The 23,350-nt window shown below is 64.9% G+C and carries 31 protein-coding genes and 1 tRNA gene; 16 read left to right on the top strand and 16 right to left on the bottom strand.

Translation table 11 applies throughout. From position 1 onward, the window contains the following. Positions 1-79 precede the first annotated feature (79 nt). On the top strand, positions 80-694 hold the full coding sequence (locus tag IEX64_RS13600; protein WP_188820215.1) for a hypothetical protein: 615 nt from the start codon (positions 80-82) through the stop codon (positions 692-694). Positions 695-715: 21 nt separating this feature from the next. Here the strand turns inward: IEX64_RS13600 and IEX64_RS13595 are convergent, their stop codons facing one another. Further along, positions 716-1,717: a sensor histidine kinase gene (locus tag IEX64_RS13595; RefSeq protein WP_188820213.1), complete on the bottom strand. Its 1,002-nt coding sequence runs from the start codon at positions 1,715-1,717 to the stop codon at positions 716-718. 185 nt (positions 1,718-1,902) lie between these two features. Between IEX64_RS13595 and IEX64_RS13590 the strand changes: the two genes are divergently transcribed. Next, positions 1,903-2,328, top strand: coding sequence for an ion channel (locus IEX64_RS13590; protein ID WP_188820211.1), 426 nt, complete (start codon positions 1,903-1,905; stop codon positions 2,326-2,328). A gap of 39 nt (positions 2,329-2,367) precedes the next feature. Here IEX64_RS13590 and IEX64_RS13585 read toward each other — a convergent pair whose 3' ends face one another. Beyond that, entirely contained in the window at positions 2,368-2,562 is a 195-nt protein-coding gene (locus IEX64_RS13585; protein WP_188820209.1) for a hypothetical protein, read from the bottom strand. 63 nt (positions 2,563-2,625) lie between these two features. Next, on the bottom strand, positions 2,626-2,832 hold the full coding sequence (locus tag IEX64_RS13580; protein WP_188820207.1) for a cold-shock protein: 207 nt from the start codon (positions 2,830-2,832) through the stop codon (positions 2,626-2,628). A 494-nt stretch (positions 2,833-3,326) separates the two neighbouring features. Here IEX64_RS13580 and IEX64_RS13575 point away from each other — a divergent pair, with 494 nt between their 5' ends. After that, positions 3,327-3,998, top strand: coding sequence for a spermidine synthase (locus IEX64_RS13575; RefSeq protein ID WP_490395109.1), 672 nt, complete (start codon positions 3,327-3,329; stop codon positions 3,996-3,998). Positions 3,999-4,036: 38 nt separating this feature from the next. Here the strand turns inward: IEX64_RS13575 and IEX64_RS13570 are convergent, their stop codons facing one another. Together IEX64_RS13570 and infA are read right to left on the bottom strand one after the other, a co-directional pair. Next, positions 4,037-4,192, bottom strand: a complete 156-nt coding sequence (locus tag IEX64_RS13570; protein WP_188820205.1) for a hypothetical protein — start codon at positions 4,190-4,192, stop codon at positions 4,037-4,039. Positions 4,193-4,228: 36 nt separating this feature from the next. Beyond that, positions 4,229-4,498, bottom strand: coding sequence for a translation initiation factor IF-1 (infA, locus tag IEX64_RS13565; protein WP_188820204.1), 270 nt, complete (start codon positions 4,496-4,498; stop codon positions 4,229-4,231). Positions 4,499-4,811: 313 nt separating this feature from the next. Here infA and IEX64_RS13560 point away from each other — a divergent pair, with 313 nt between their 5' ends. Continuing rightward, positions 4,812-4,982, top strand: a complete 171-nt coding sequence (locus tag IEX64_RS13560) for a hypothetical protein (protein ID WP_188820203.1) — start codon at positions 4,812-4,814, stop codon at positions 4,980-4,982. Between the two features lie 311 nt (positions 4,983-5,293). Beyond that, positions 5,294-5,560: an antitoxin Xre/MbcA/ParS toxin-binding domain-containing protein gene (locus IEX64_RS13555; protein WP_188820202.1), complete on the top strand. Its 267-nt coding sequence runs from the start codon at positions 5,294-5,296 to the stop codon at positions 5,558-5,560. Between the two features lie 15 nt (positions 5,561-5,575). Here the strand turns inward: IEX64_RS13555 and IEX64_RS13550 are convergent, their stop codons facing one another. After that, complete coding sequence (locus IEX64_RS13550) at positions 5,576-7,336, bottom strand: DEAD/DEAH box helicase (protein WP_188820201.1); 1,761 nt, start codon at positions 7,334-7,336, stop codon at positions 5,576-5,578. Positions 7,337-7,542: 206 nt separating this feature from the next. Then, positions 7,543-7,633: transfer RNA gene (locus IEX64_RS13545), tRNA-Ser, on the bottom strand. 264 nt (positions 7,634-7,897) lie between these two features. On the opposite strand from IEX64_RS13545, the gene IEX64_RS13540 reads away from it, so the two are divergent. The 3 genes from IEX64_RS13540 (at position 7,898) to IEX64_RS13530 (ending at position 10,571) form a co-directional block, all read left to right on the top strand. After that, entirely contained in the window at positions 7,898-8,746 is an 849-nt protein-coding gene (locus IEX64_RS13540) for a DUF1134 domain-containing protein (RefSeq protein ID WP_188820200.1), read from the top strand. Positions 8,747-8,844: 98 nt separating this feature from the next. Next, positions 8,845-10,023: an amino acid aminotransferase gene (locus IEX64_RS13535; protein WP_188820199.1), complete on the top strand. Its 1,179-nt coding sequence runs from the start codon at positions 8,845-8,847 to the stop codon at positions 10,021-10,023. Positions 10,024-10,025: 2 nt separating this feature from the next. Further along, on the top strand, positions 10,026-10,571 hold the full coding sequence (locus tag IEX64_RS13530; protein WP_188820357.1) for a GNAT family N-acetyltransferase: 546 nt from the start codon (positions 10,026-10,028) through the stop codon (positions 10,569-10,571). 117 nt (positions 10,572-10,688) lie between these two features. Here the strand turns inward: IEX64_RS13530 and IEX64_RS13525 are convergent, their stop codons facing one another. The 6 genes from IEX64_RS13525 to IEX64_RS13500 are packed head-to-tail and all read right to left on the bottom strand — an operon-like array spanning position 10,689 to position 14,676. Further along, positions 10,689-11,306, bottom strand: a complete 618-nt coding sequence (locus tag IEX64_RS13525; protein ID WP_188820198.1) for a riboflavin synthase — start codon at positions 11,304-11,306, stop codon at positions 10,689-10,691. Next, positions 11,291-12,265: a bifunctional diaminohydroxyphosphoribosylaminopyrimidine deaminase/5-amino-6-(5-phosphoribosylamino)uracil reductase RibD gene (ribD, locus tag IEX64_RS13520; protein ID WP_188820197.1), complete on the bottom strand. Its 975-nt coding sequence runs from the start codon at positions 12,263-12,265 to the stop codon at positions 11,291-11,293. Before ribD ends, IEX64_RS13525 begins: the two co-directional genes overlap by 16 nt. After that, complete coding sequence (locus tag IEX64_RS13515) at positions 12,262-12,765, bottom strand: hypothetical protein (RefSeq protein ID WP_188820196.1); 504 nt, start codon at positions 12,763-12,765, stop codon at positions 12,262-12,264. Before IEX64_RS13515 ends, ribD begins: the two co-directional genes overlap by 4 nt. Positions 12,766-12,815: 50 nt before the next feature. Beyond that, the gene (locus IEX64_RS13510) at positions 12,816-13,541 is read right to left on the bottom strand and encodes a M48 family metallopeptidase (RefSeq protein WP_188820195.1); all 726 of its coding nucleotides are present in this window, start codon (positions 13,539-13,541) and stop codon (positions 12,816-12,818) included. Positions 13,542-13,546: 5 nt separating this feature from the next. After that, positions 13,547-14,062: a YcgN family cysteine cluster protein gene (locus IEX64_RS13505; protein ID WP_188820194.1), complete on the bottom strand. Its 516-nt coding sequence runs from the start codon at positions 14,060-14,062 to the stop codon at positions 13,547-13,549. Continuing rightward, positions 14,050-14,676, bottom strand: a complete 627-nt coding sequence (locus tag IEX64_RS13500) for an SCO family protein (RefSeq protein ID WP_229710313.1) — start codon at positions 14,674-14,676, stop codon at positions 14,050-14,052. The genes IEX64_RS13505 and IEX64_RS13500 overlap by 13 nt, the downstream gene beginning before the upstream one ends. A 121-nt stretch (positions 14,677-14,797) precedes the next feature. Between IEX64_RS13500 and IEX64_RS13495 the strand changes: the two genes are divergently transcribed. The 5 genes from IEX64_RS13495 to ssb all read left to right on the top strand — a co-directional run bounded on the left by IEX64_RS13495 (position 14,798) and on the right by ssb (position 19,032). Beyond that, positions 14,798-15,418: an ankyrin repeat domain-containing protein gene (locus tag IEX64_RS13495; RefSeq protein WP_188820355.1), complete on the top strand. Its 621-nt coding sequence runs from the start codon at positions 14,798-14,800 to the stop codon at positions 15,416-15,418. Between the two features lie 8 nt (positions 15,419-15,426). After that, positions 15,427-16,080 (top strand): COQ9 family protein, encoded by a 654-nt coding sequence (locus tag IEX64_RS13490; RefSeq protein ID WP_188820192.1) that lies wholly within the window; start codon positions 15,427-15,429, stop codon positions 16,078-16,080. 127 nt (positions 16,081-16,207) lie between these two features. Beyond that, a complete protein-coding gene (locus IEX64_RS13485) occupies positions 16,208-16,462 on the top strand; it encodes a FeoA family protein (protein ID WP_188820191.1) in 255 nt (84 codons plus the stop codon). Then, a complete protein-coding gene (feoB, locus tag IEX64_RS13480) occupies positions 16,459-18,300 on the top strand; it encodes a ferrous iron transporter B (RefSeq protein WP_188820190.1) in 1,842 nt (613 codons plus the stop codon). Before IEX64_RS13485 ends, feoB begins: the two co-directional genes overlap by 4 nt. A gap of 159 nt (positions 18,301-18,459) precedes the next feature. After that, positions 18,460-19,032: a single-stranded DNA-binding protein gene (gene ssb, locus IEX64_RS13475; RefSeq protein ID WP_308422608.1), complete on the top strand. Its 573-nt coding sequence runs from the start codon at positions 18,460-18,462 to the stop codon at positions 19,030-19,032. A gap of 134 nt (positions 19,033-19,166) precedes the next feature. Here ssb and IEX64_RS13470 read toward each other — a convergent pair whose 3' ends face one another. The 3 genes from IEX64_RS13470 to IEX64_RS13460 all read right to left on the bottom strand — a co-directional run bounded on the left by IEX64_RS13470 (position 19,167) and on the right by IEX64_RS13460 (position 20,687). Beyond that, positions 19,167-19,364, bottom strand: a complete 198-nt coding sequence (locus tag IEX64_RS13470) for a hypothetical protein (protein WP_188820189.1) — start codon at positions 19,362-19,364, stop codon at positions 19,167-19,169. A gap of 250 nt (positions 19,365-19,614) precedes the next feature. Further along, positions 19,615-20,163 carry a YceD family protein gene (locus IEX64_RS13465; protein WP_188820188.1) on the bottom strand — a complete coding sequence of 183 codons (549 nt, stop codon included), beginning with the start codon at positions 20,161-20,163 and terminating at the stop codon, positions 19,615-19,617. Then, positions 20,160-20,687, bottom strand: coding sequence for a ubiquinol-cytochrome C chaperone family protein (locus tag IEX64_RS13460; protein WP_188820187.1), 528 nt, complete (start codon positions 20,685-20,687; stop codon positions 20,160-20,162). Before IEX64_RS13460 ends, IEX64_RS13465 begins: the two co-directional genes overlap by 4 nt. 181 nt (positions 20,688-20,868) lie before the next feature. Between IEX64_RS13460 and IEX64_RS13455 the strand changes: the two genes are divergently transcribed. The 3 genes from IEX64_RS13455 (at position 20,869) to hslU (ending at position 23,335) form a co-directional block, all read left to right on the top strand. Further along, a complete protein-coding gene (locus IEX64_RS13455; RefSeq protein WP_188820186.1) occupies positions 20,869-21,363 on the top strand; it encodes an outer membrane protein assembly factor BamE in 495 nt (164 codons plus the stop codon). A 63-nt stretch (positions 21,364-21,426) separates the two neighbouring features. Then, positions 21,427-21,987: an ATP-dependent protease subunit HslV gene (gene hslV, locus IEX64_RS13450; RefSeq protein WP_308422607.1), complete on the top strand. Its 561-nt coding sequence runs from the start codon at positions 21,427-21,429 to the stop codon at positions 21,985-21,987. A gap of 46 nt (positions 21,988-22,033) precedes the next feature. Beyond that, positions 22,034-23,335 (top strand): ATP-dependent protease ATPase subunit HslU, encoded by a 1,302-nt coding sequence (gene hslU, locus IEX64_RS13445; RefSeq protein ID WP_188820185.1) that lies wholly within the window; start codon positions 22,034-22,036, stop codon positions 23,333-23,335. Positions 23,336-23,350 lie beyond the last annotated feature (15 nt).

The raw sequence follows: 23,350 nt of genomic DNA, 5'->3' as shown, positions 1-23,350 counted from the left end.
GCTGAACCTGCCACGGGGAACGCCAAGGCCGGTTGTGCATTGCAAGTAGGTATCCCGAGTTTGTATCGGAGCTTGCAACGTGAAACGCGTGACCCTTTTTGCAGGCGCCCTGATGGTCGGCCCTGCCATGGGCGCGATTGCCAGCCAGGCCGTCAACACACATCCCGTTGACCGCAGCGACGACGTCTTCGCGGCGATTCCGCAGCACGAGATCGCCTACTACGATAATCAGCAAGCGCCATCGGGCGCACGCGACCACTATCCCCTGAGTACGCCGCATGGCCGGGTCGAGGTGGAAGAGCTGTGGGACCATGGCCTGATGCGCAACCGGCGTTTCGCCCGTTACGATACTTACGAGCCCGAGCCGCCTCCGCAGCCCGAACCCTATGCCGAAGTGCCTGTGGAGGACGCGCGCCTGCGCAATGCGAATTATCAATCGGTGCCCGCTGCGGCGGCACTAACCCCCAGCAATGCAAGGTCTGCACGCCAGATTGGCGAGCGGATGGAGAGGCCGCGCGTTTCCGCCCGCATGATCGATGTCGATGCGGAACTGGCACACACCGGTAGGGGCGAACCGCTGCCGGTGTCTACATGCAGGCAGTGCAGTGATCTTCAGGATACAGTGTCGATACGCCCTGCCGCGGCTAAGGCCGTGTCCATGCGTTCGGACGACGCGCAAATCGGCCTCCCCTGACCCAAAGGTGGGGTAAAGGGCCTAGCGGTTGCTGAGCCGCACCCGCACGCCGGCGTCGCCCGTCTCCATCTCGTAGCGCGCTTCTGCCTGATTGGCGAAGGCGTTGAGAAGCCGGGTGCCGATGCCCGACGATCCGCTTTGACCGGCGGCAAGCTGGCCCATGCCATCATCATGGATCTCGAGCGCCCAGCCGTCTTCACCGGCATCGAAGCGGACCGCCACCCGGCCGTCGCGGCCATCGGGAAAGGCGTATTTCGCACAGTTCGTGAGCGCTTCGTTGGTGAACAGGCCAATGGCGACTGCCACTTGCCGGGGGAGAACATGCGGCGTGGCCTCCAGCGAGACCGTGACGTTGTCGCTGAACATGCCGATGGCGACTTTCTCGACGACATCTTCAAGATAGGGCTGCATCGCGACGGCGGAACCTTCCCCCTGGCTTTCGGCCAGATTGGCGTAGGCCCGCGCGAAGGAGTGAATGCGGGTAATCGCCTGGTCAATTGCCTGATCGACCGACTGGTGCACTTCGCGCTGCTTCTGGTGTTCCAGCAGGCTGGCCACGAGCGCGAAGTTGTTCTTCGTGCGATGCTCGAGTTCCTGCTGGAGCAGGATGCGCCGGTCGATCTCGCTGTCGCGCTCGAAAATCGCGGTCTGGACGGCCCGGCGAAACATCTCCGCGAAAAAGAGGACCACCAGAGCGGCGGCGCCGTTGATCACCACGCGCGAGGGATCGGTCGCGACCACGAATTCGAAAGAATGCGGCGCCGGCAGCACGAAATACCACGCCCAGATGAAACTGACGCTATAGGCAACCACGCCCGCAGGCCACCGGCCATAGAGTGTGGCGAGCATGACCGTGGGATAGACCAGGGCAAAGGGCCCTGAGGTCGGGGATACGAGATCGACCGTACTGCGCAGGGCGATCATCACCAGTGCCAGTGCCAGCCCGAACAGGACCTGGACACCAAGGCGCACCGGCCCGCGGCGAAATCGTCGGGCCACGTCGTGGTTGGCCAGCCTTCTCATGGATTGCGCTGCCCCCACGTTTGCGCCTGCTGCGGAATATTACGCATGCATAGAGGGCTTTATGACAGTTGGCGACCGAATTCAGCAGCAGCTTGCCTTGCGGACCCGCAGGGTTGGAACTGCTAACCTCGAACAGCGTTTGCCCAGGCAATGCACATGAAAGACAAACAGATGGTCGCTCCGGCATGACCGGTGTCGAATGGGCAATGTTGCTCGGCGGAACGCTATTCGTTTCCCTGCTGGGCGCCTGGCATCTTGCCGGAATCCTGCTCGTGAAGAGGCTGCATCCCGCGCGCCGCAGCTATCTGGCGGTGCTGTCCGCGTTTATCGGACTGCTGGTTCTGCACATCAGCGAGATCGTGCTGTGCGCTGTCGCGATCATGGGAGCGCATACCTTCCCGGGTGTGGGCGCCTTGCGCAACTTCGACGGCGCTTTCGGCGATGCCCTGTTCTTTGCCGGGATCAATTTCGCCACGCTGGGCTACACACAGGTGGACACGGCGGGGGCGATCCGGCTCCTGATCATGCTGCAGGCATTGGCCGGATTCATGCTGATCACATGGTCCGCCAGCTTTGCCTACACGATCTGGAATGAGAAGTTTCGTGATTGATCGCGGTTCAGGACATCCAGCCCGTGCAGGGGCTCTTGGCTAGTCGCTTGCTTCCGAACGTTCATTTTCGCGTTCGCGCCGCTTGTTTTCGACTTGCAGCAGCTGGTCGGCCATCGCGCGCCATGCTGCCTCGGACCTCAGTTCGCGGTCGCGGACGTTTGTAAGTGGGGCGTTGGAGGCTGCTTCGCCTGCTTCGCGGGCACGGGCCTCGCAAAAGTCGCGCGTAAAGGCCATAGATGTAATTCCAAAATCAGAGTGTGGCCGGAACGCGGAAGTTCGCGTCCCGGCCTTGTCAGGTCAGGCAGCCTGCAGGTTTACCGCCGAGGCCTTGCCGTTACGACCGACTTCAACCTCGTAGGAGACGCGCTGGTCGCGCTCGAGGGTCGCCATTCCGGCATTCTGCACTGCGGAAATGTGCACGAAGCTGTCCTGGCCGCCATCCTCGGGCGAGATGAAGCCATAGCCTTTGTCGGTATTGAAGAATTTTACGGTGCCGATGGGCATATTTGTTTCCTTTCAAGAAACGGGTTTCCGGCCCGCAAAATTGCGGACGCCGGTCGTGCGTCAAATCGTCAATTGAAAGGAAATCGTCGCAAGCGGTAAAGGCGCCGCGAATTCGCCGCCAGAGCCAAGATTGTCGAGAACCGTCGCAAAATTCGACGTCAGCGCTGACCCTGTAGCATATGGTACGCCTCACGAACAGCATTCATTCCGGTGGGCGGGCTGTGGCTCTCGCCGTTCCCATCCACAAGGTTCTTTCGCGACGCCAAAAAGGCTCTTGATCGCAGCGCATAAGTTGCGCATCGCTTGCTGATCGGGCGCATCATTCCGTAGGCAGGGCCCGCCTGAGAGACGCATTGTGCTCCCGCTTACAAGGGGCGGACGAACTTGCGGCTCAATTTTCCATTGAACCTCTGTTTCCGCATGTCCGGGCGCTGCGCCCAGTGCTTTGCCTTGCGCAAAGCTCCCACGGGCGCAGAGCGCCGGGAGTATTCATGATCGACGAAGAAGTATTGCTGGGCGTGGCCTACGTGCCCGGAGGCGTGGAAATGCGGCTGGTGCAGCACGGGGACGATTTCACGATCCTGCTGGAAGAAACCGAACTCATGAGCACGCTGGCGAACGCTTCGGAGGAAGCCCTTGCCACGATGACATGCGAGCGGCTTGGCGATCGCGAAGCGGTACAGATGCTGATTGGCGGCTATGGCATGGGCTTCACGCTGCGGGCTGCACTCAAGGCGCTGGGTAGCGATGCCGGGGTGTTCGTGGCGGAGATCGTGCCGGAAATCGTCCAGTGGGCGCTGGGCCCGATGCGCAAGGTTACCAGCGGCTGCCTCGACGATCCGCGAGTCATGCTCGTCGATGATGACGTGGCGATGCTGATCGGCGCGGCCCGCGAAGGCTACGACGCCATTCTGCTTGATGTCGATAATGGTCCCGAGGGTCTGACCCGGTGGGAAAATGACAGGCTTTACTCGAGGGAAGGCCTGAAAAACGCCATGCGCGCGTTGCGGCCGGGCGGCATTCTGGCGATCTGGTCGGCGTGGCCCGATCCGGAATTTACCGTACGGCTGGAAGAAACGGGGTTCGAGGTTTCTGCGGTGAATGTCCGGGCACGGCCGAACAGCAAGAGCTTCCGGCACGTTATCTGGTTCGCACGCAAGCCCTGACAGCATTCCGGGGCCTTGCGGCCCCGGATCCTGGCTGGTCAGTCGACCATGGCGGCGACGATGCGCCGCAGGTGCTCCCGTGTCAGCAGCCCCGCGGGGCGCTGGAGTGCCGGAGCCATTGTTCCGGCGGTATGGGGATAGGTCTGAATAATGTTCTTGGGGCGCTTCGAGGTGCCCTTGGTAAGTAAGTGCATAATTTCCTGTAATTCACGGCAGTTTGCCGCGTAGTCTTATCGTTTGAAGTTGCCGCGTCGGCGCGGTGGGCCGCCCGGCTGTCCGGGGGTGCGCTCGCGAAAGACGATCCGGCCTTTGGAAAGGTCGTATGGTGTCATTTCAACGTGGACGCGGTCGCCTACCACCGAGCGGATGCGAAACTTGCGCATCTTGCCAGCGGTATAGGCAATGATCTTGTGCTCGTTGTCGAGCATTACGGCAAAGCGGCCATCGGGGAGGATTTCCTCGATATGACCTTCCATTGTCAGCAGTTCTTCCTTGGCCAAAATCTATATCCATAAATGCGTGAGCATAACCGGCCGTGCTGGCGGGAAAGCAAGCACAAGAGCCGGAAAGCTGAAAAGGGGAAGGCCACTGAACGTGGCCGTCGATTTCCCGTCGCAGACGACGTAGCGACCCGATATGTAGGGGCAATCCGAAAAAATTCAAGATTTCAGACGCTTTGAAAATCGCGTCATCTCGATTTTGCAATATTCTGGCAATTTGCAGAAAAATCGTGTATCGAGAGAATATTGCCGGCTTTTCTCGCGTATCGGTAACAGAGAGACTCACCGTGCTCCCGCAAAATGGAGAGACGGAATGGATCTCAATCAACTACTTTTTCAGCATCAACTGGCGATTATCCGTCATGGAACTTTCGATGGCGGCGACGAACGTCGCTCGCATTTCGATCTGGTGCGATATTACGAACGACGCATTGCACGGTTGCGCCACGAGATGGGCGTTTCTTGCTACCCGGCATGGTTGTGAGGCATATACCGGCAAACGGGATGCCCCTGCTTCGCGGCAGGCGCGGCGTCCCGGAACTTCGCTGGCAGACGTGGACGAGATCTCCACGCGATGCGGAGCAATGGCGGCGGCGCGATGAAATCTGGCGTCTGGCCTTTACCGCTTTGGGGGGCCCCACTGCGGCGCGTGCTTTTCTGGACAAGTTCGTTCCGAGCAAGGGGCAGTCACTGTTCGATGCCGCCATGGCATCGTCCATGGGGCAACTTCAGGTAAGCCATCTTATCCGCAAGACTGCCACCCGGCCATCATTCCCCCGGGACTAGGAGCACTGCATGTCATCCGAAGACGATACCGCCACTGCAACGGCGCCGCGCAAGACCTATTTCCGTCGCTCGAACCAGCCCAAGCTGGCACCCGATGCTGCGATGCGACAGGGACGGGTCACCAAGCTCGCCCTCGACGCATTCGGCGGCAAGGATGCTGCCATCGCCTATCTCAACATCGACAGCGCATCGCTGGGCGGCAGACCCCTCGACATTGCCACCGCATCGGCCGAGGGATTGAGCCGGGTAGAACGCGACCTCAGCGCGATGCGCTGAAGGCCGCGGGCCCCTTCAGCCCTCGCGTCCCGGCTTTTTCCGGGGCGGTCCCTTCCTGTGGAACGGCTTGCTGGGCCCACCCGTGCCAGGCCCCTTGCCGGGACCCTTGCCCGCACCCTTGAAAGGCTTGCGCGGCGCATTGGAGCGGCCGCCATCCCTGTGACGGGGGCGTGATGTGTTCGGCGGCGGCGCGCCGTTCGACCGCTCGATTTCGACTTCGTCATCGCCGCCTGCCGTCCGCTGAACAGCGTCCAGAAAGCGATCCGCGATGGCACCCGGAACCTCGAAATGGGTTTCGCGCGTGTCGATGCGGATGGCACCGATCTCGCCGCGGCCGACATGGCCCCTGCGGCACAGCAGCGGCAGGATCCAGCGCGGATCGGCATTCTGGTTGCGCCCGATATTGACCTTGAACCAGACGCTGTCCTCGAAGCCTGGGCGCGGCCCACGGTTCTCGCGCGGGGCATCGTTGCCCAGCAGTTCCTCGGGTTGCGGCAGGCGCGAGCGGTGGACGTTGACCAGCGCGGCGGCAATGTCCTCGGGGCTGCGTTCGGCCAGCAGGCGTTCGGCCAGAGTGCGGTCTTCGTCGGAAAACTCCACCGGTGCCAGCAGGGCGGTCAGCAGCCTTTCGCTGTCGGCCTTGCGGATGTCCTCGGCCGAAGGCGCAGCGATCCATTCCGCCGGGATCTTGGCACCGCGCAGCATGGATTCGACGCGGCGGCGGCGGGGGTAGGGGACGATCAGGACCGCCGTACCCTTCTTGCCGGCGCGACCGGTGCGGCCCGAGCGGTGCTGCAGCGTTTCCGCATCGCGGGGGATCTCGACATGGACGACGAGGCTGAGGGTGGGCAGGTCGATGCCGCGCGCGGCGACGTCGGTCGCCACGCAGACCCGCGCACGGCGGTCGCGAAGCGCCTGAAGCGCCTGGTTGCGCTCGTTCTGGCTGTGCTCGCCCGAAAGCGCGACGGCAGCGAACCCGCGCTCGACGAGGCTGGCGTGCAGACGGCGGACATTGTCGCGCGTCGCGCAGAACAGCATCGCCGTCTCGGCCTCGTGCAGGCGGAGCAGGTTGACCACCGCATTTTCGGTGTCGGCCGGTGCGACGGCCATCGCCTGATAGCTGATGTCGCCGTGTCCGCGGTCTTCACCGACGGTCGAGATACGCAGGGCATCGCGCTGATAGCGGCGAGCGAGCGTGGCGATCGGCTTGGGCATCGTCGCCGAAAACAGCAGGGTGCGCCGTCCCGACGGCGTGGCGTCGAGGATTTCCTCGAGATCCTCGCGAAAGCCCATGTCGAGCATTTCGTCGGCTTCATCGAGGACGATGGTGCGCAGCGCGGAAAGGTCCAGCGCGCCGCGTTCCAGATGGTCGCGCAGGCGTCCGGGTGTGCCCACCACGATATGCGCGCCGCGGCTCAGTGCACGGCGCTCCTTGCTGGCGTCCATGCCGCCGACGCAGGTCGCCATGCGCGCGCCGTACTTGTCATAGAGCCAGGTGAGTTCGCGGCTTACCTGCAGCGCCAGTTCGCGCGTCGGTGCGACAATCAGCGCCAGCGGCGTGGGCGAGGCTGGCAGGTGCCCGTCGCCATCCAGCAGGTCGGCGGACATCGCGAGGCCGAAGGCCACGGTCTTGCCCGACCCGGTCTGGGCGGAAACGATCAGGTCGCGGCCATGGGCGTCGGCTTCGAGCACGGCAGCCTGGACGGGTGTGGGAGCGGCGTAACCGCGTTCGGACAAGGCATCGCCAAGAAGCGGCGGAAGTTTGGAAAAGGGCATGGATCTCGCAAATCAAAGTTGTCGCCATTCACGGCGGCGCGCATGAATGGGCCGGCTCTCGCGCTAGGTGCCGGTTGTCGCTTAGACTGCCCTTGATGTGCCGAAGCGACGGGGCGCGACCGTTGCGCTCTCATACAGACCCGGCAGATTGCGTGGACGGACCGTCTGCAATGCCGGAAGTCTGAGAACCCCTTTCAAGGGGGCGGTGGCGGAGACGGAGGGATTCGAACCCTCGGTACCCTGATAGAGTACGGTTCCTTAGCAGGGAACTGGTTTCAGCCACTCACCCACGTCTCCGGTGCCGGCTCAGGCGGGCCCCTATAGCGATGCCCCGGGGGGGCGGCAAGGGGGCGAAGTGACGTTTCTGCCGATTTGCCGGCAAGGCGCGGAAAACGGGGGTTTGCGGATTCGGTCCACCGCAAAACCGACTCGCCCTGCCGCCCATTCATTGCGGGCTAAGGTGCGGTGGATTCTTTTGGGCTGTCGCCGCCTGTCCCGCGCGGGGTGCGGGGCGGCGCCGTCTTTAGGTGTTACGAAACAGTTGTGCGAGGGGAATCCACTATGTCAGCCGCCAATCACGAACCGGGTACGGTGCGCGGTCGCATTCGCCGGTCGCTCGTTGCGCTGACCGCGGCCTCGCTGGCCGTACTGGCGCCGCTGGCCCCGGCGATGGCGCAAGTCACGACTGTCGATCCCGATGCCGCGATCGACGCGGATCTCAATCCGGGCGGCACAACCACGCCGAGCCCGGCGCCAACCTATACCCCGACGCCCAGCGGTGAGCTGCCTTCCACCGAACCGGCCGCGCCTGCCACGGGAAACGGCACGCCGATGGAATCGGGCAGCGGCGTGTCCGGCTGGGATGCCGATAACATCGGAGCCCCGGCGCCCACCGCCTCGGGAACGCCGCAGGCGCAGGACAGCACCGCAACCTACCGCGAGGACGACCTGATCGGCGCGGCCGAGGGTGTGTTCGGCAAGGGCGCCAAGGGGCTGGCCGATGTCATCAAGGACCTGCTGGCCAAGCAGGGCGAACCCAATGGCTATATCGTCGGCCGTGAAGCTGGCGGCGCCTTTGCTCTGGGCGTGCGCTATGGCTCGGGCACGCTGCACCACAAGATCGAAGGCACGCAGCCGGTGTACTGGACCGGCCCGTCGATCGGCTTTGATGCCGGTGCCAACGCGGGCAATGCCTTCGTGCTGGTCTACAACCTCTACGATACCGGGGACCTGTACCACCGCTTCGGTGCGGGTGAGGGGCAGGCCTATCTCATCGGCGGCTTTACCGTCAGCTATCTGCGCCGGGGCGATGTCGTGCTGATTCCGGTGCGCGCCGGTGCCGGCCTGCGGCTGGGTGCGAACATCGGGTACATGAAGTTCTCGCACAAGCAGCGCTGGCTGCCGTTCTGAGGCCGCCCGGGCGAATGACAGGGGCGACTGCGCATAATCACGGGCGCGCGCAGTCCCCTGTTGCACGCTTGCGCGCGCCGGAGTAAGCCCGCGCCGCCATGCTTATCGACCTAGAACAACAGCCCGCCGACGCGCTTCTCGCGCTCATCAAGCTCCACAATGCAGACCCGCGCGCCGACAAGATCGACCTCGGCGTGGGCGTCTATCGCACCGGGCAGGGGGAAACCCCGGTCTTCGGCGCGATCAAGGCCGCCGAGAAGAAGCTCGTCGAAACGCAGGATTCGAAAGCCTACCTCGGCCCCGAGGGCGACATGGGCTTCGTCGAAGCGCTGATGCCCTATGTCTTCGGCAAGGACAGCCCGACCATGGGCGGCCGCATCGAAGGCATGCAGACGCCCGGCGGCACCGGCTCGCTGCGCCTTGCGCTCGCGATGGTGAAGCGCGCCGGCTACAAGCGCCTGATCGTCGGCAAGCCGAGCTGGCCGAACCACAACCAGATCTGCGCCGACCTCGGCCTCGAAGTCCTCGAGTTCAATCACGCCAAGGCGGACGGCACCACCGACATGGATGCGTTGCGCGCCGCTCTGGCCAATGCCGATGCCAGCGACGCCGTCCTGCTGCACGGCTGCTGCCACAACCCCACGGGCATCGACTATTCAAAGGCAGAATGGGACGAGATCGCCGGCCTCTTGGCCGAGCGCAAGGTCCTGCCGGTGATCGACCTTGCCTATCAGGGCCTCGGCCGCGGCATGGAAGAAGACGCCTATGGCGTGCGCCGCGTGATGGTGGCCGTGCCCGAAGCGCTGGTCTGCTATTCGTGCGACAAGAACTTCGGCCTCTACCGTGACCGCGTCGGCGCACTCTACGCCATGGTCGCCGATCCCGCCGATCTCACCAAGGTCATGTCGAACGCACACGCGCTGGCCCGCGCCAACTGGTCGCAGCCGCCGGACCACGGCGGCGCTGCCGTTCGTCTGATTCTGGAAGACGAGGCGCTGACCGCGCAGTGGCTCGACGAGCTCGACCAGATGCGCGAGCGCATGCGCCAGGTCCGGGCCAAGCTGGCCGAGGCCGGCAAGACCGGCGGCGTCGATCTCACGGCTATCGGCATCCAGAACGGCCTGTTCTCGATCATTCCGTTCACGCCCGAGCAGGTTCAGGCGATGCGTTCGGAACACGGCATCTATTTCGCCGGTTCGGGCCGCATCAACGTCGCCGGCCTGACGATGGGCAACATCGACAAGTTCATTGCCGCCGTTGCGGCCGTGACCGGCTGATGATCGATCGTCAGCCGGTTCTGGAAGGGGATCGGCTGACGCTGCGCCCTCTGCTTCCCGAAGACTGGAACGCGCTCTACGCCGTCGCCTCGGATCCGCAGATCTGGGCGGGGCACCCCTCGTTCGACCGCTGGCAGGAGCCCGTCTTCCGCCAGTTCTTCGCCGATGCCATGACGCGCGGTGGCGCGCTCGCAATCATCGATAACGTCACTGGCGAGATCATCGGTTCCAGCCAGTTCGACGAGCCCGAGCTGGAAGGCCCGGGCGAAATCGAGATCGGCTGGTCGTTCCTCGCGCACAGCTATTGGGGCAAGGGCTACAACGCCGAATTCAAGCGGCTGATGCTTGCCCACGCGCTGGAGCACTACGAGCGCGCCATCTTCCAGGTGGGCGAAGACAATGTGATCTCCCGCAGGGCGATGGAAAACATCGGCGGTGTTCTGACCGAACGCACCCGCACTTTCGAACGCGGCGGCGGGGTGATGGTGCGGCACGTGGTTTACGAAATCACGCGCGAGGGGTTTGCGAAGAGTTGGGGCGCGTGCTGAACTCACCATCCTTCGACAGGCTCAGGATGAGTGGGTGTTGTTGGCCATGACAGCGCTTCTTCTTACCGAGTTTTGATCCGACCCCGCTCGTCCTGAGCTTGTCGAAGGGCGCAGGCCTTATCCCCGCAGCGATTGCATCCGCTGCAGATACCGCGCCAGCACGTCGATCTCCAGATTCACGCCGTCACCGGCCTGCAGGGCGCCGATAGTGGTGACCTCGGCGGTGTGCGGGATGATGTTGAGCGTGAAGTGGCAGGTGCCGTCCGGCTGGTCGGCAACCTCGTTCACGGTCAGCGATACGCCATCGACGGTGATCGATCCCTTGGGGGCGAGGTAGGGCGCCAGGTCCTTGGGCGCGGCGATCACGAAGCGTTTGGAATCGCCGTCGGGGGTCACGCTCACGACCTTGCCGACACCGTCGACGTGGCCGGTGACGATGTGGCCGCCCAGTTCGTCACCCAGCTTGAGCGCGGGTTCGAGGTTGAGCCGATTGCCTACTTCCCAGCGTCCCGCGACAGTGCGGGCCACCGATTCTCCCGAGAGATCGACGGCGAACCACGCGTTGCCCGCTTCGCCGCCCCTGTCGACGACGGTGAGGCAGACGCCCGAGCAGGCGATCGAGGCGCCCATGGCGATGCCGGCGGGGTCGAAGGGGCAGGCAACCACGAGGCGCAGGTCCCCGCCCTTGCGGGTTTCGCGGATGGTGCCGACGGCGGTGACTATTCCGGTGAACATGGAGAGGCCTCGTAGACTTCAAGCGTGTCGCTGCCAAGCTGCCGCCGTTCGCTCATGCGCCATTTTCCATGCGCACCGGCAAGCGCCGCAAGGCCGAAGTCCCCCAGCGCAGGGCGGCCACCGACGAGGATCGGCGCGCGATAGATCAGCAGGCGATCGACGAGACCCGCAGCGAGAAAGGCCGTGGCCGCCTGCGCGCCGCCTTCGACGAAGAGGTACTGCACGCCGTCCATGCCGGTGATCGCGTCGGGCGAGGGCAGGGCGCTCCAGCCTTCCGGGGCCTTGCCATGCGTGAGGACCCAGCGCTGCGGGCTACGCTCGGCAAGGCCGGGCAGGCGCACGTCGAGGCGGGGATTGTCGGCCCGCAGCGTGCCGCCGCCGACGAGGATCGCATCGGCTTTCGCGCGCATCGCATGGGTATGCGCGCGGGCTTCGGGGCCGGTGATCCACTGGCTCTCGCCATTGGTGAGCGCAATGCAGCCATCGAGCGACAGCGCCAGCTTGAGCGTGACTTCGGGGTGGGCATGGCGCCGGACCATGAGATAGCCCGACAGGCTCGCTTCGCAGGCCGGGGAGGGCAGATGTTCGGCGGCTATTCCGGCATCGCGGATGCGGGCCAGTCCCGCACCGGCCGTGCGCGGATCGGGGTCCATGCAGCCGATGACGACCCGTGCCACGCCCGAGGCGCCGACGAGGTCGGCGCAGGCGGGGCCGCGCCCGGAGCGATGGGCGCAGGGTTCCAGCGTGACGTAGAGCGTAGCGCCGTGCGCGGCATCACCCGCTGCTTCCAGTGCCACGGCCTCGGCGTGCGGGCGTCCGCCGGGCTGGGTCCACCCGCGCGCGATCACGCGGCCTTCCTTGACCAGAATGGCGCCGACGGCGGGGTTGGGGCGACTCAGCGGCCGGGCACGCGCGGCGAGCGCGGCGGTCGCCGCTAGCCAGCGCGCATCGTCGGTCACTGCTGCTGCTGGCTTTGCTGCTGTTCGGCTTTCTGGCGCGCAGCCGCTTCACGGCCTTCTTCGATCAGCTTGCGGGCGCGTTCGTCGGCGGCCTTTTCCTCGGCAGCGCGTTCGGCTGCCGCTTCGCGTTCGATCTTGTCCACGTCCATTCCCGATGCCCGTCCGATGGTCCGATAGATGTCGCGCGCTTCCGCGTCGCGCTTGGCCTGCTCGGCTTCCCAGACTTCCTTGCGCTTCTGGTTGGCAAGGTTCTCGGCCATGATCTGCTCGTCGGTGCGGTGCGCGGGCAGGGTGGAGATGTAGGTCACCTTGGGCGGCGGATGCGGCGCTTCGCCGTGCTGGGTCGACATCAGGTAGAACACCGCAAAAGTGCACGCGCCAGACAGCGCGGCAATGCGCCAGCGGTTACTCCCCGCCTGCTTCCACACGAGGCGGAAGTCGGCGATCATGCCCGTGGGGTTTACGTCTTGCCAGTATCCGGAGCGCTTCAGGAGAGCCATGGCCGCTATGTAGGCGCTATCTTCGCGCAGCGCCAGTGGCAGTCCGGAACCTAGCCGAAGGGAACGTAGAGTGACCGGCCATGACCCTTGAGCCAGCGGTTTGCCTCGTGGATCGAGCCTTCGAACAGCTCCTTCAGGCAGTGGTGGAAGGCGGGCGAATGGTCGAAATGCACCAGATGCGCCACTTCATGCGCCACCACCGAGCGGCGGACCATGTCGGGCGCCATGATCAGGCGCCAGTTGATGCGGATCGCGCCGTCGGGGGCACAGGAACCCCAGCGGCGCTGCGCATTGGAAAGGGCCAGGCGCGGTGTGGTCTGGCCGGCGCGGGCGCAATACTCGTTCAGGTCCGCAGCCATTGCTTCGGTCGCTTCGGCGCGCAGCCAGCGCATGAGGCGCGGCGTGAGCGAAGTCTCGGGGCCGCCGACGCGGAGGAGCCCGTCCGCAACAACCGGACGGCGCGGCGCGTCGGGCGCATGGTGCAGGATGAGGCTCTCGCCGCGAAAGGACAGCGTGGCGCCATGGGCCAGCGGCGCGGTGACGGGCAGGGCGGCAATCTGTCTGGCCAGCCATTCGCGGCGCGACTGCGCGAAAGCCAGCGCCTCGGCGGTGCGGGTCCAGCGCGGGATCGAGATGCGCACTTCGCTGCCGTCGGGCGCGAGGCGCATGGTCAGCCGGCGCGCCCGTTCGAGCCGCCGGATCACCACCGGCAGCGTGCGCCCGGCCACGTCTATTGCCGGTTCCTCACGCGGATCGCGCCGCAACCAATCGAGCACGCGAGTCAGTCCTCCTCGGGATCCTCGAGAATATCCCACGGATTGGAGCCGTCGTCATCCTCTTCGTCTTCTTCGTCGCCATAGGGCCAGACGATGTGATGCTCGAGCGGCCCGGCCATGGTTTCGCTGATGACCTTGCCCGCCACCGACATGCCAGCCCGGTGTACCGCCTCGCGGTCTCCGCATACGAGGTAGTGCCATTCGGGCAGCGGATCGCCATCGGCACGCAGGCGGTAGGCGCAGCTTGGCGGCAGCCAGTCCAGCGAGCCGGCCTTGTCCGGTGTCAGCTGCAGGCAGTCGGGCACGAACTTGCGCCGGCCCGGATAGTCCGAGCAGCGCGCGGTCTTGAGGTCGAGCAGCTTGCAGGCGACGTTGGTGTGGTAGATCTCGCCGGTATCGGCATCCTCGACCTTGTGCAGGCAACACTGCCCGCAGCCGTCGCACAGCGCTTCCCATTCCTCGCGGGTGAGCGAGGCCAGCGAGCGTTCCCAGAAGGGCTTGTCGCCGCTCACTTCACCCATTTTGCGATTTCGGCCGCGACGGCGTCGGGGCCCTTGTCGGTCGGGAGCATGGCGATCGGCTTGCCGTCGGGATCCATGAGGTAGGAGATGCGGCTGTGGTCCATCAGGTAGCCGCCTGCCGTGTCATCGCCGCGCTTGTAATAGACGGCGAAGGCATCGGCGGCCTTCTTCACCTGTTCGGGCGTCCCGGTCAGGCCGATCAGGCGGGGGCCGAAGGCGGCGGTCCACTGGCCGACAACCTCGGGCGTGTCACGCGCCGGGTCGATGGAAATGAAGATCGGCTGCACTTTCCTGGCCAGTTCCGGATGGGCTTCGGAGAACTGGTTGAAGCCGCGCATCATCGCCTGCACATCGAGCGGGCAGGCATCGGGGCAGAAGGTATAACCGAAATAGACGATGCGCCACTGACCCTTGAACTGCGCCCAGGTAACTTTCTTGCCGTCCTTGTTCACCAGCGTGAACGCCCCGCCGATCGCAGCGCCGGCCAGCGGCGGTTCCTCGGTGGCCGCTCCCTGCTGCTGGCAGGCCGCGAGCGAGAGGCCCAGGGCGAGAGGCGCGATCCAGCGCAGGAGGCTGCGACTGCGCGATGCGATCCGATCATTCAGGTATGTCATGGCGTGGCGGTTCATGCTCTGCTAAACGCTTCCATGCAAGGCGCAGAAGGCGGGAGCGCCCGGCAAACGAAGACAAGTTCGGAGGAATTTCAAAGTGTCGAAGTTCAAGATCGGATACGGGATGGCTCTGTCGCGGGCAGTCCTGAAAGCCGCGGTTCCTGCCCTTGCCGCAAGTGTTCTGGTTTCGACGCCCGCACTCGCCGATTTCTCGGACGGCTACAAGTTCCTCGAGGCGGTGAAGAAGAAGGAAGGCGCCAAGGTCGAGCAGGCGGTGATGGATTCGCCCTCGATCGTCAACGCGCGCGATATCACCAGCGGTGAAACCGCGCTGCACATCGTGACCAAGCGCCGCGATCCCACCTGGCTGAGCTATCTCATCGGCAAGGGGGCCAATCCGAACCAGGCTGACGATCATGGTGTCACCCCGCTGCAGCTCGCGGTCGGCCTCGGCTGGCGCGAAGGCGTGGAATTCCTCGTCGAGCATGGCGCGCATACCGACGTTTCGAACGATGCCGGCGAGACGCCGCTGATCTCGGCGGTGCACCGGCACGATACGCAGATGATGAAGTACCTGCTGGAAGCCGGTGCCAATCCCGACCGCGCGGACAATTCCGGCCGCAGCGCGCGCGACTATGCCAAGCTCGAAGGGGCGGAAAGCAAGAACCTGCTCTCGACGATCGAGAAATACGCCAAGCCGGACGCCTCGAAAGGCGCCAAGCCGGTCTATGGCCCCGTATTCTGAGGCAGACGATGGAAGATCCCGCAACGCTTGAGGCCCTGCGCCTGCAACTCGCCCCGGCCATTGCCGATGCCGCCGTGTTCGACGGCTGGAGCAAGGAAGCCGTCCTTCAGGCCGCCGACATGACTGGTGTCGATCGTGAACTCGCCGCCTTCGCGTTCCGTGACGGGCCGATGGCGATGATCACCGCCTGGGTTCACCATGACGATGCCCAGATGGCGCAGGCAGAGCCTGCCGAAACCCTCAAGACGCTGTCGATCCGCGAGCGCATTCGCCGGCTGGTCATGGCGCGGCTCGATGCCGTCGCCGGCCGCGAGGAAGCGCTGTCGCGGGCGCTGGCGATCATGGCTTTGCCGCAGAACCTTGCCGCTTCGGCAAAGCTGGGCTGGCGCAGTGCCGATGCCATGTGGCGGCTCGCGGGAGACACCGCGACCGACTACAACCACTATACCAAGCGCGCGATCCTGGCCGGCATCTATGCCGCCACGCTCAATGTCTTCGCTCGCGATAAGAGCGAGAACAAGGCCGAGACCCGCGCTTTCCTCGACCGCCGTATCGAGGGGATCATCCGCTTCGAAAAGACCAAGGCGCAGTTCATCCGCAAGCCGGAGGAGCGTTTCAGCATGACGCGCCTGCTCGGGCGGATTCGCTATCCGGCGCGGTAGGTAGAGGTATCGCACTGCCGAAAAATTTTCGGCGAATGCGCTCGGATTTGATCCGAAACAAAGACAGCATCACGAAGTTATTGCGAACCAGTTGCAATTGATTTCGTTATCTGGCAGCGCAACCCGCATGACTCTCGATCTGCTTCCTCTCGGCAAGACCGCACGCATCGTTGCGGTCGACTGGTCGGTTCTCGTTCCCGAAGAGGCACGCCGTCTTCGCGCGCTGGGGCTGGAGGAAGGCGCGAAAGTCTCGCTCGCGCATCGCGGCGTGTTCGGCGGCAAGGATCCGCTGGCGATTGCCGTGGGCCGCATGATCGTGGCGCTGCGCCGCGCGCATGCCGCGGCGATGTCGGTCGAGCTGCTGTCAGAGGTGAGCGCGTGAGCCGATCCCGCAAGATCGCACTCGTCGGCAATCCCAACGCAGGCAAGAGCGCGCTGTTCAATGCGCTGACCGGCGCGCGCCAGAAGATCGCGAACTATCCGGGCGTGACGGTGGAACGCAAGTTCGGCCGATTCGTGCTGCCCACCGGCGAGCCGGTGGAAATGACCGACCTTCCCGGCGCCTACGGCCTCGATCCGACCAGCCCGGACGAGGAAGTGACCTCCAAGGTCGTGCGCGGCCAGTTTCCGGGCGAGGCCGAGCCGGATGTGCTCGTCATCGTCCTCGATGCCTCGAACCTCGAACAGCACCTCGTTTTCGCGCAGGAGTTGCTGAGCCTCGGCAAGCCGACGGTGATCGCGCTCAACATGGTCGATCTGGCCGAGCGCGACGGGCTGGTACTCGATCCGCTGGTGCTCCAGCAGGAACTCGGCGTGCCTGTCATCCCGACCGTCGCCGTTCGCCGCCGAGGTCTTGCCGACTTGGGTGAGGCCATCGCCGCCGCCGAAAGCCGTCATGCGGGGCCAGGGCTCACCGATCTCGGCCCGACCGAGCGCCGCGTTGCCGCGCACGCCATGGCCGAAGCGGCGATCCTCTCCGAATCGAAGCGGCACCGGCTGCATGCCCGGCTCGACCGTCTGCTGCTCAATCCCTGGATCGGCCCCGTGATCCTGCTGGCGCTGCTGTTTGTGGTGTTTCAGGCCGTTTTTGCCTGGGCCAATCCGCTGATCGACGGGCTGGAAGGCGCGATGTCGGCGCTGTCCGACTATGTAACGTCGGTCCTCCCCGCCGGGCTGCTGCGCGACCTGCTGACCGACGGCATCATTGCCGGCGTGGGCTCGGTACTGGTCTTCCTGCCGCAGATCGTGATCCTCTTCGCCTTCATCCTCGCGATGGAAGCCTCGGGCTACATGGCCCGCGCGGCGTTCCTCATGGACCGGCTGATGTCCTATGTCGGCCTGTCCGGGCGCAGCTTCATTCCGCTGCTTTCCAGCTTCGCCTGCGCCATTCCCGGCATCATGGCGACCCGCTCGATTTCCGATCCCAAGGACCGGCTGACGACGATCCTGATCGCCCCGCTGATGACCTGCTCGGCGCGCCTGCCGGTCTATGCCGTCATCATCGGCGCCTTCATTCCCGAACGCACGGTGGGCTGGGGCATCGGCCTGCAGGGCCTAGTGCTCTTCGCGCTCTACATCTCCGGCATCATCGGCGCGTTCCTCGTCGCGCTGGTGCTGCGCCGCTCGATCACGCAGGGTGAGGCCTCTGGCTTCATCATGGAGCTGCCGAAATACCAGCTGCCCCGTCTCAAGGACATGGCCATCGGCCTGTGGCAGCGCGGCTGGATCTTCCTGCGCCGCGCCGGCACGATCATCTTCACGGTGACGGTGGTGCTGTGGGTCATGCTCAATTTCCCCAAGGCCGCGCCGGGCGAAAGCCAGGTCGATGCATCCATCGCAGGCCATCTTGCCAATGGTCTTGCCGTGGTGGTGGAGCCCATCGGCTTCAATCGCGACATGGCGCTCTCGCTGATCCCGGCGATGGCCGCGCGCGAAGTGGCGGTGAGTTCGCTCGCCACGACTTATGCCGTCGATGAGGAAGACGAAGAGCGGCAGGCCGTGGATCTCGGCAATCGGCTGAAGAATTCGTGGACCCTGCCGATGGCGCTGGCGTTCCTCGCGTGGTTCGTCTTCGCGCCGCAGTGCATGTCGACCATCGCCGTGACCCGCCGCGAGACCAACGGCTGGAAGTGGCCGGTGTTCATGCTGACGTACCTGTTCACCCTCGCCTACCTCGCAGCGGGTGCGACGTTCTGGGTGGCGACCGCGGCGGGTCTGTAGCGGTTCACGCGGAGCCGCGAAGACGCGGAGAATCGTTTCGCGCCTCCGCGCTTCCGCGTGAACCCATTAGCATTGTGAAAAACGGCCTCCGGCGGACTCGCGCCGGCTGGTCCCATTCGCTACCCCGTCCTTCGAAATTCAAAGGAAAGCGATTCCATCATGGCAGGCAGCGTCAACAAGGTCATTCTCGTCGGCAACCTGGGGGCCGATCCCGAGGTCAAGTCGTTCCAGAACGGCGGGCGCATCTGCAACCTGCGCATCGCCACGTCGGAAACGTGGAAGGACCGCCAGACCGGCGAACGCAAGGAGCGCACCGAGTGGCACAGCGTCGTGCTCCAGTCGGATGGTCTGGTCGGCGTCGCCGAGCGCTTCCTGCGCAAGGGCTCGAAGGTCTACATCGAAGGCCAGCTGCGCACGCGTAAATGGCAGGACCAGAACGGTAACGACCGCTACACCACCGAGATCTCCGTCGGCGGCATGGGCGGCGTGCTCACCATGCTCGACAGTGCCGGTGGCGGCCAGCGTGGCGGCGGCGGCGGTGGTGGCGGCTGGAACGAGGGCGGAGCCTCGGGCGGCGGCATGAGCGGTGGTGGCCGTACGGGGGGCGGCAGCGACTGGGGCAGCGGCGGCGGTTCGTCGGGCGGCAGCGACTGGGGACGCACCGGTGGTTCATCGGGCGGCAGCAGCGGCGGCAGCTTCGGCGATGATCTGGACGACGATATCCCGTTCTGATCGAACGGCGGTCTCGCGGTTGGGGCCAGCCTGGCCCTCGGCTTCCGCCTGTTCGACAATGGCGGGCGTATTGTCTCCCGGGGCCAGTTCCGGCCAGTCCTTGCCTGGCAGGTCGCTTGCCCGGTTCCGGCGGCTCAGCGGCGTTTCAGGCCCGGATTGAGCGTTCGCAGTTCGCCCTGGCAGGCTTGAGGGATCGAGCCGGCGGCGAGACTCATTGTCTTAATGTGGTGAGAAGGCAATTCACCGCCTCCGCCCACGAAATGGTCGCCATTGTGAAAGTGCATGCCGGTCTCGGCGTCTTCTACGAAGACCCCATCGGCATCTCGGTCCATGATCGTTCATCGTAGAAGACAGGTGTCATCAGCGCCTTCCCGGCCCTGATGCGCACGCAGTCGTCATCAATGGCAAACCGGCCTTCGATTCGTGCCAGCAGCAGGATCTGCTTCTGCCCCGGCGGAGGCGGTTGCAGGATGGCGATATAGGGCAGTGGCTGCGGTTAGGACGGCAGGGTGACTTGCGGCGAACAGCCTGCGATGGCGGCCATCAGGCAGGTCGCGCCTGTCAGGCTTCTTCCCATGCCTGCTACGCCTTGCCGAGGTTCAGTCCCTTGAGCGCGGCGAACGGGCCCTGATCCTCGGGGCTGCCGATACCGGCGGCCCTGCGCGCCGCTTCGGCTTCGGGGCCGGTGAGGAACGGGTCGATGGCGAGGGCAAGGCTCTGCGCCACGGCTTCGCCCAGATCGACGTGCGTGCCGGTATATTCGATCTCGTCGCAGTCGTCGGCGTCGATCTCCAGTTCCTCGTCGGGCACGAGATCGGTGCGCTGGGGGACGAAGCGGAAGAACAGCTCTTCATCCACGGAGACGGGCAGGTCCTCCGCCGAGACGGCGCATGACTGGACGATTTCGGCCCTGAGCCGGCCGCGGGCCTCCACTATGCGGTCCTCGCGGTGGAGTTCCAGTTCGGCGGAAAGGCTGTCTATGCGCACGAGATCGAACCGCCGGCTAAGCGCTTCGCGCTCGGCCTCGGTCGCTTCCAGATGCGGCGCCTTGCCTTCCACCTGCCGCACGTCGAAGGGGCGGGAGAACTCGCTTTCCCTGTTTTCGGGGGCGGTATTTTCAGGCGTGTTCACCGCTCGATCCTCGCCGCGAGAAGCTCTTCCTTCGAAAGCGCGTCGATCTGGGCGTGGAGCGCGCGCACCTCGCTGGCGAGGCGTTGCTTGTCGGCGCCCTCGTTCAGCGTGACGTTTCGCTCCAGCGTTTCGACCAGAACCGCGTCGTCCTTGCCCAGCGCGTCGCGAAAGGCGCCGATGCGGCCACCCAGCACGCTCATCAGCTTGCCCATGCGCTTGCCGACGACGAGGTCGCCCACGCCCGACTGGCGCAGTTGCCCGTCCATGTCGTCCACGAACAGCTCGGTCAGCCGCACCGACGGGCCGATCAGTGTATCGTCGGTTTCCTTGTCGCGCTCCATGCGCAGCATCACCAGCGCCAGCACCATGGTCACGGCATCGAATCGGCCGGGCACGGAGTCGGCCACGCCATATTGCGCATACCACTGTTTCTCGCGCGCGATCTCGACCACGCGGTGCCAGAGCGGGCGAACCATTTCGCGGGAGTCGGCGCGCTTGCCGAGGATGCGGGAGATCAGGGACACGGGCGTTCGGCCTTTCGTTCAGCGGCAATTCAATCGTGGCAATTCAAGCGTCCCCAAGCCGACGCCCATTGCGCGGGCGCTTTCGGGGCCTTAAGGCCAGAGGCGATATATGGGGCGGATGGCTGCTGGCAATGCCTGTGATGGGCACAGCAACGGTATCTGCCGGGTTTGGAGTATGAAAATGCGTGAGGTTGGTCCCAAGATCAGGACGGCAGGCATGGCGCTGGCGCTGGTTGCGCTGGTGGGAGGCTGTGCGTCGATCCGCGATCACCGCGGCTATCTCGTCGACCAGACCCTGCTCGATTCGATTCAGCCGGGCGTCGATAATCGCCTGTCTGTGGAGAGGAGCCTTGGCCGTCCCACTTTCGTCAGCCAGTTCGGTAATGAGGACTACTACTACGTTTCGCAGATCGTGAAGACGCCGCCGTTCGGCCGTCCGCGCACGTCTGAGGAAACGATCCTGCGCGTGCGTTTCGATCCCGCGGGCAACGTCGTCGCGGTCGACAAGCGCGGGATGGAGCAGGTCGCGCGGATCAGCCCCGAAGGCGACAAGACCGATACGCTGGGTCGCCACCGTTCGCTGCTGGAAGACCTGTTCGGCAACATCGGCGCGGTCGGTGCTGGCGGCATGGGCGGCACGGCAGCCCCCAGCGGTCCGGGGCCGAACGGAAGCTGACGATCCGCCCGTGCGAAGCGCCCGTCGCTTGAACCTCGGCGGGGGCGGCATATATGCCCCGGTATGACAAATAGCGGGGCGAGCCACGGCCTGATCGAGTGGCACGGAACGACCATTATCGGCGTGAGGAAGGGCGGCAAGACCGTCATCGCCGGTGACGGCCAGGTCTCCATGGGCAATACGGTGATGAAGCCCAATGCGCGCAAGGTGCGCCGCATCGGCGAAGGCGAAAAGGTTATCGCCGGTTTTGCTGGCGCCACCGCCGACGCTTTCACCCTTTTCGAGCGGCTGGAACGCAAGCTGGAGCAGTATCGCGGCCAGCTCATGCGCGCGGCGGTGGAACTCGCCAAGGACTGGCGCACCGATAAATACCTGCGCAATCTGGAAGCACTGATGATCGTGGCCGATGCCGAAACGCTGCTGGTGCTCACCGGCAACGGCGACGTGCTGGAGCCCGAGGGCGGTATCGCCGCGATCGGATCGGGCGGGAACTACGCGCTGGCCGCCGCCCGCGCTCTCGACGCCTACGAAGCCGATGCCGAGAACATGGCGCGCAAGGCCATGCAGGTCGCAGCCGATATCTGCGTCTTCACCAACGACCGCGTGACCGTGGAAACGGTTTGAGCCCAGGAATGAGGCCGTTCGACACGAACGGATGTTTGGAATTGAAATGATCGACAACCTGACCCCCAAAGCCATTGTCCGCGCGCTCGACGAGCACATCGTCGGCCAGTCGGAGGCAAAGAAGGCGGTAGCCGTCGCGCTGCGCAACCGCTGGCGCCGTCAGCGCCTGCCCGACGACCTGCGTGACGAGGTGACGCCCAAGAACATCCTGATGATCGGCCCCACGGGCTGCGGCAAGACCGAGATCAGCCGCCGCCTCGCCAGGCTCGCCGATGCGCCCTTCGTGAAGGTGGAAGCCACCAAGTTCACCGAAGTCGGCTATGTCGGCCGCGACGTCGAACAGATCGCCCGCGATCTCGTCGAGGAAGCGATCCGGCTGGAGAAGGACCGCCGCCGCGAAAGCGTGCGCGAAGCGGCCTCGAAGGCGGCGATGGAACGGCTGCTCAACGCGCTTGTCGGGGAGGGCGCCTCCGAGGCGACCCGGGCCGCTTTCCAGCAGCGCATCGTCGAGAACGCGATGAACGATACCGAGGTCGAGATCGAGGTGGAGGACAGTCCCTCCGCTCCGATGGAGATCCCCGGCATGGGCGGCTCGGTCGGCATGATCAACCTGTCCGACATCATGGGCAAGGCCTTCGGCGGCCAGAAAATGGGCCGCCGCAAGATGAAGGTCCCCGATGCCTGGGACAAACTGGTCGACGAGGAATCGGAAAAGCGCCTCGATCAGGACGATGTCGCCCGCGTCGCCCTGCAGCAGGCCGAGACCAACGGCATCGTCTTCCTCGACGAGATCGACAAGATTGCCGTCTCCGATGTGCGCGGCGGCTCGGTTTCGCGCGAGGGCGTGCAGCGTGACCTGCTGCCGCTGATCGAGGGAACGACGGTGGCCACGAAGTACGGCCCGATGAAGACCGATCACGTGCTCTTCATCGCCAGCGGCGCTTTCCATGTGTCCAAGCCTTCCGACATGTTGCCCGAACTGCAGGGCCGCCTGCCGATCCGCGTCGAACTGACCGCGCTGACCGAGGAAGACTTCGTGCGCATCCTCTCCGAGACGCGCGCCAACCTCGTGTCGCAGTACAAGGCGCTGCTCGGCACCGAAAAGGTGACCGTTGAGGTGACGCCCGACGCCATCGCCGAAGTGGCCAGGATCGCCGCACAGGTGAACGACAGCGTAGAGAACATCGGCGCCCGCCGCCTGCAGACGGTGATGGAAAAGCTGCTCGAGGAATTGAGCTTCGAGGCCGAGGACCGCGTCGGCGAAACCGTCACCGTGGACGAGGCCTATGTGCGCGACAAGCTGGAAGGCCTGGCCAGCAACGCCGACCTGTCAAAGTACATCCTCTAGCATGGGCGAGCCGGT

It is taken from the genome of Novosphingobium indicum, from assembly GCF_014645195.1.
Lineage (GTDB): Bacteria > Pseudomonadota > Alphaproteobacteria > Sphingomonadales > Sphingomonadaceae > Novosphingobium > Novosphingobium indicum.
Note: the sequence above shows the minus strand (reverse complement) of the source record. Positions and strands in the feature narration are given on the sequence as shown.

Coding starts and splice junctions, on each gene's coding strand:
- IEX64_RS13595 (WP_188820213.1), bottom strand. CDS start 1,717: ATGAGAAGGCTGGCCAACCACGACGTGGCCCGACGATTTCGCCGCGGG.
- IEX64_RS13590 (WP_188820211.1), top strand. CDS start 1,903: ATGACCGGTGTCGAATGGGCAATGTTGCTCGGCGGAACGCTATTCGTT.
- IEX64_RS13585 (WP_188820209.1), bottom strand. CDS start 2,562: ATGGCCTTTACGCGCGACTTTTGCGAGGCCCGTGCCCGCGAAGCAGGC.
- IEX64_RS13580 (WP_188820207.1), bottom strand. CDS start 2,832: ATGCCCATCGGCACCGTAAAATTCTTCAATACCGACAAAGGCTATGGC.
- IEX64_RS13570 (WP_188820205.1), bottom strand. CDS start 4,192: ATGCACTTACTTACCAAGGGCACCTCGAAGCGCCCCAAGAACATTATT.
- IEX64_RS13560 (WP_188820203.1), top strand. CDS start 4,812: ATGGATCTCAATCAACTACTTTTTCAGCATCAACTGGCGATTATCCGT.
- IEX64_RS13555 (WP_188820202.1), top strand. CDS start 5,294: ATGTCATCCGAAGACGATACCGCCACTGCAACGGCGCCGCGCAAGACC.
- IEX64_RS13550 (WP_188820201.1), bottom strand. CDS start 7,336: ATGCCCTTTTCCAAACTTCCGCCGCTTCTTGGCGATGCCTTGTCCGAA.
- IEX64_RS13540 (WP_188820200.1), top strand. CDS start 7,898: ATGTCAGCCGCCAATCACGAACCGGGTACGGTGCGCGGTCGCATTCGC.
- IEX64_RS13535 (WP_188820199.1), top strand. CDS start 8,845: ATGCTTATCGACCTAGAACAACAGCCCGCCGACGCGCTTCTCGCGCTC.
- IEX64_RS13525 (WP_188820198.1), bottom strand. CDS start 11,306: ATGTTCACCGGAATAGTCACCGCCGTCGGCACCATCCGCGAAACCCGC.
- IEX64_RS13515 (WP_188820196.1), bottom strand. CDS start 12,765: ATGGCTCTCCTGAAGCGCTCCGGATACTGGCAAGACGTAAACCCCACG.
- IEX64_RS13505 (WP_188820194.1), bottom strand. CDS start 14,062: ATGGGTGAAGTGAGCGGCGACAAGCCCTTCTGGGAACGCTCGCTGGCC.
- IEX64_RS13500 (WP_229710313.1), bottom strand. CDS start 14,676: ATGACATACCTGAATGATCGGATCGCATCGCGCAGTCGCAGCCTCCTG.
- IEX64_RS13495 (WP_188820355.1), top strand. CDS start 14,798: ATGGCTCTGTCGCGGGCAGTCCTGAAAGCCGCGGTTCCTGCCCTTGCC.
- IEX64_RS13490 (WP_188820192.1), top strand. CDS start 15,427: ATGGAAGATCCCGCAACGCTTGAGGCCCTGCGCCTGCAACTCGCCCCG.
- IEX64_RS13485 (WP_188820191.1), top strand. CDS start 16,208: ATGACTCTCGATCTGCTTCCTCTCGGCAAGACCGCACGCATCGTTGCG.
- ssb (WP_308422608.1), top strand. CDS start 18,460: ATGGCAGGCAGCGTCAACAAGGTCATTCTCGTCGGCAACCTGGGGGCC.
- IEX64_RS13470 (WP_188820189.1), bottom strand. CDS start 19,364: ATGGACCGAGATGCCGATGGGGTCTTCGTAGAAGACGCCGAGACCGGC.
- IEX64_RS13455 (WP_188820186.1), top strand. CDS start 20,869: ATGCGTGAGGTTGGTCCCAAGATCAGGACGGCAGGCATGGCGCTGGCG.
- hslV (WP_308422607.1), top strand. CDS start 21,427: ATGACAAATAGCGGGGCGAGCCACGGCCTGATCGAGTGGCACGGAACG.
- hslU (WP_188820185.1), top strand. CDS start 22,034: ATGATCGACAACCTGACCCCCAAAGCCATTGTCCGCGCGCTCGACGAG.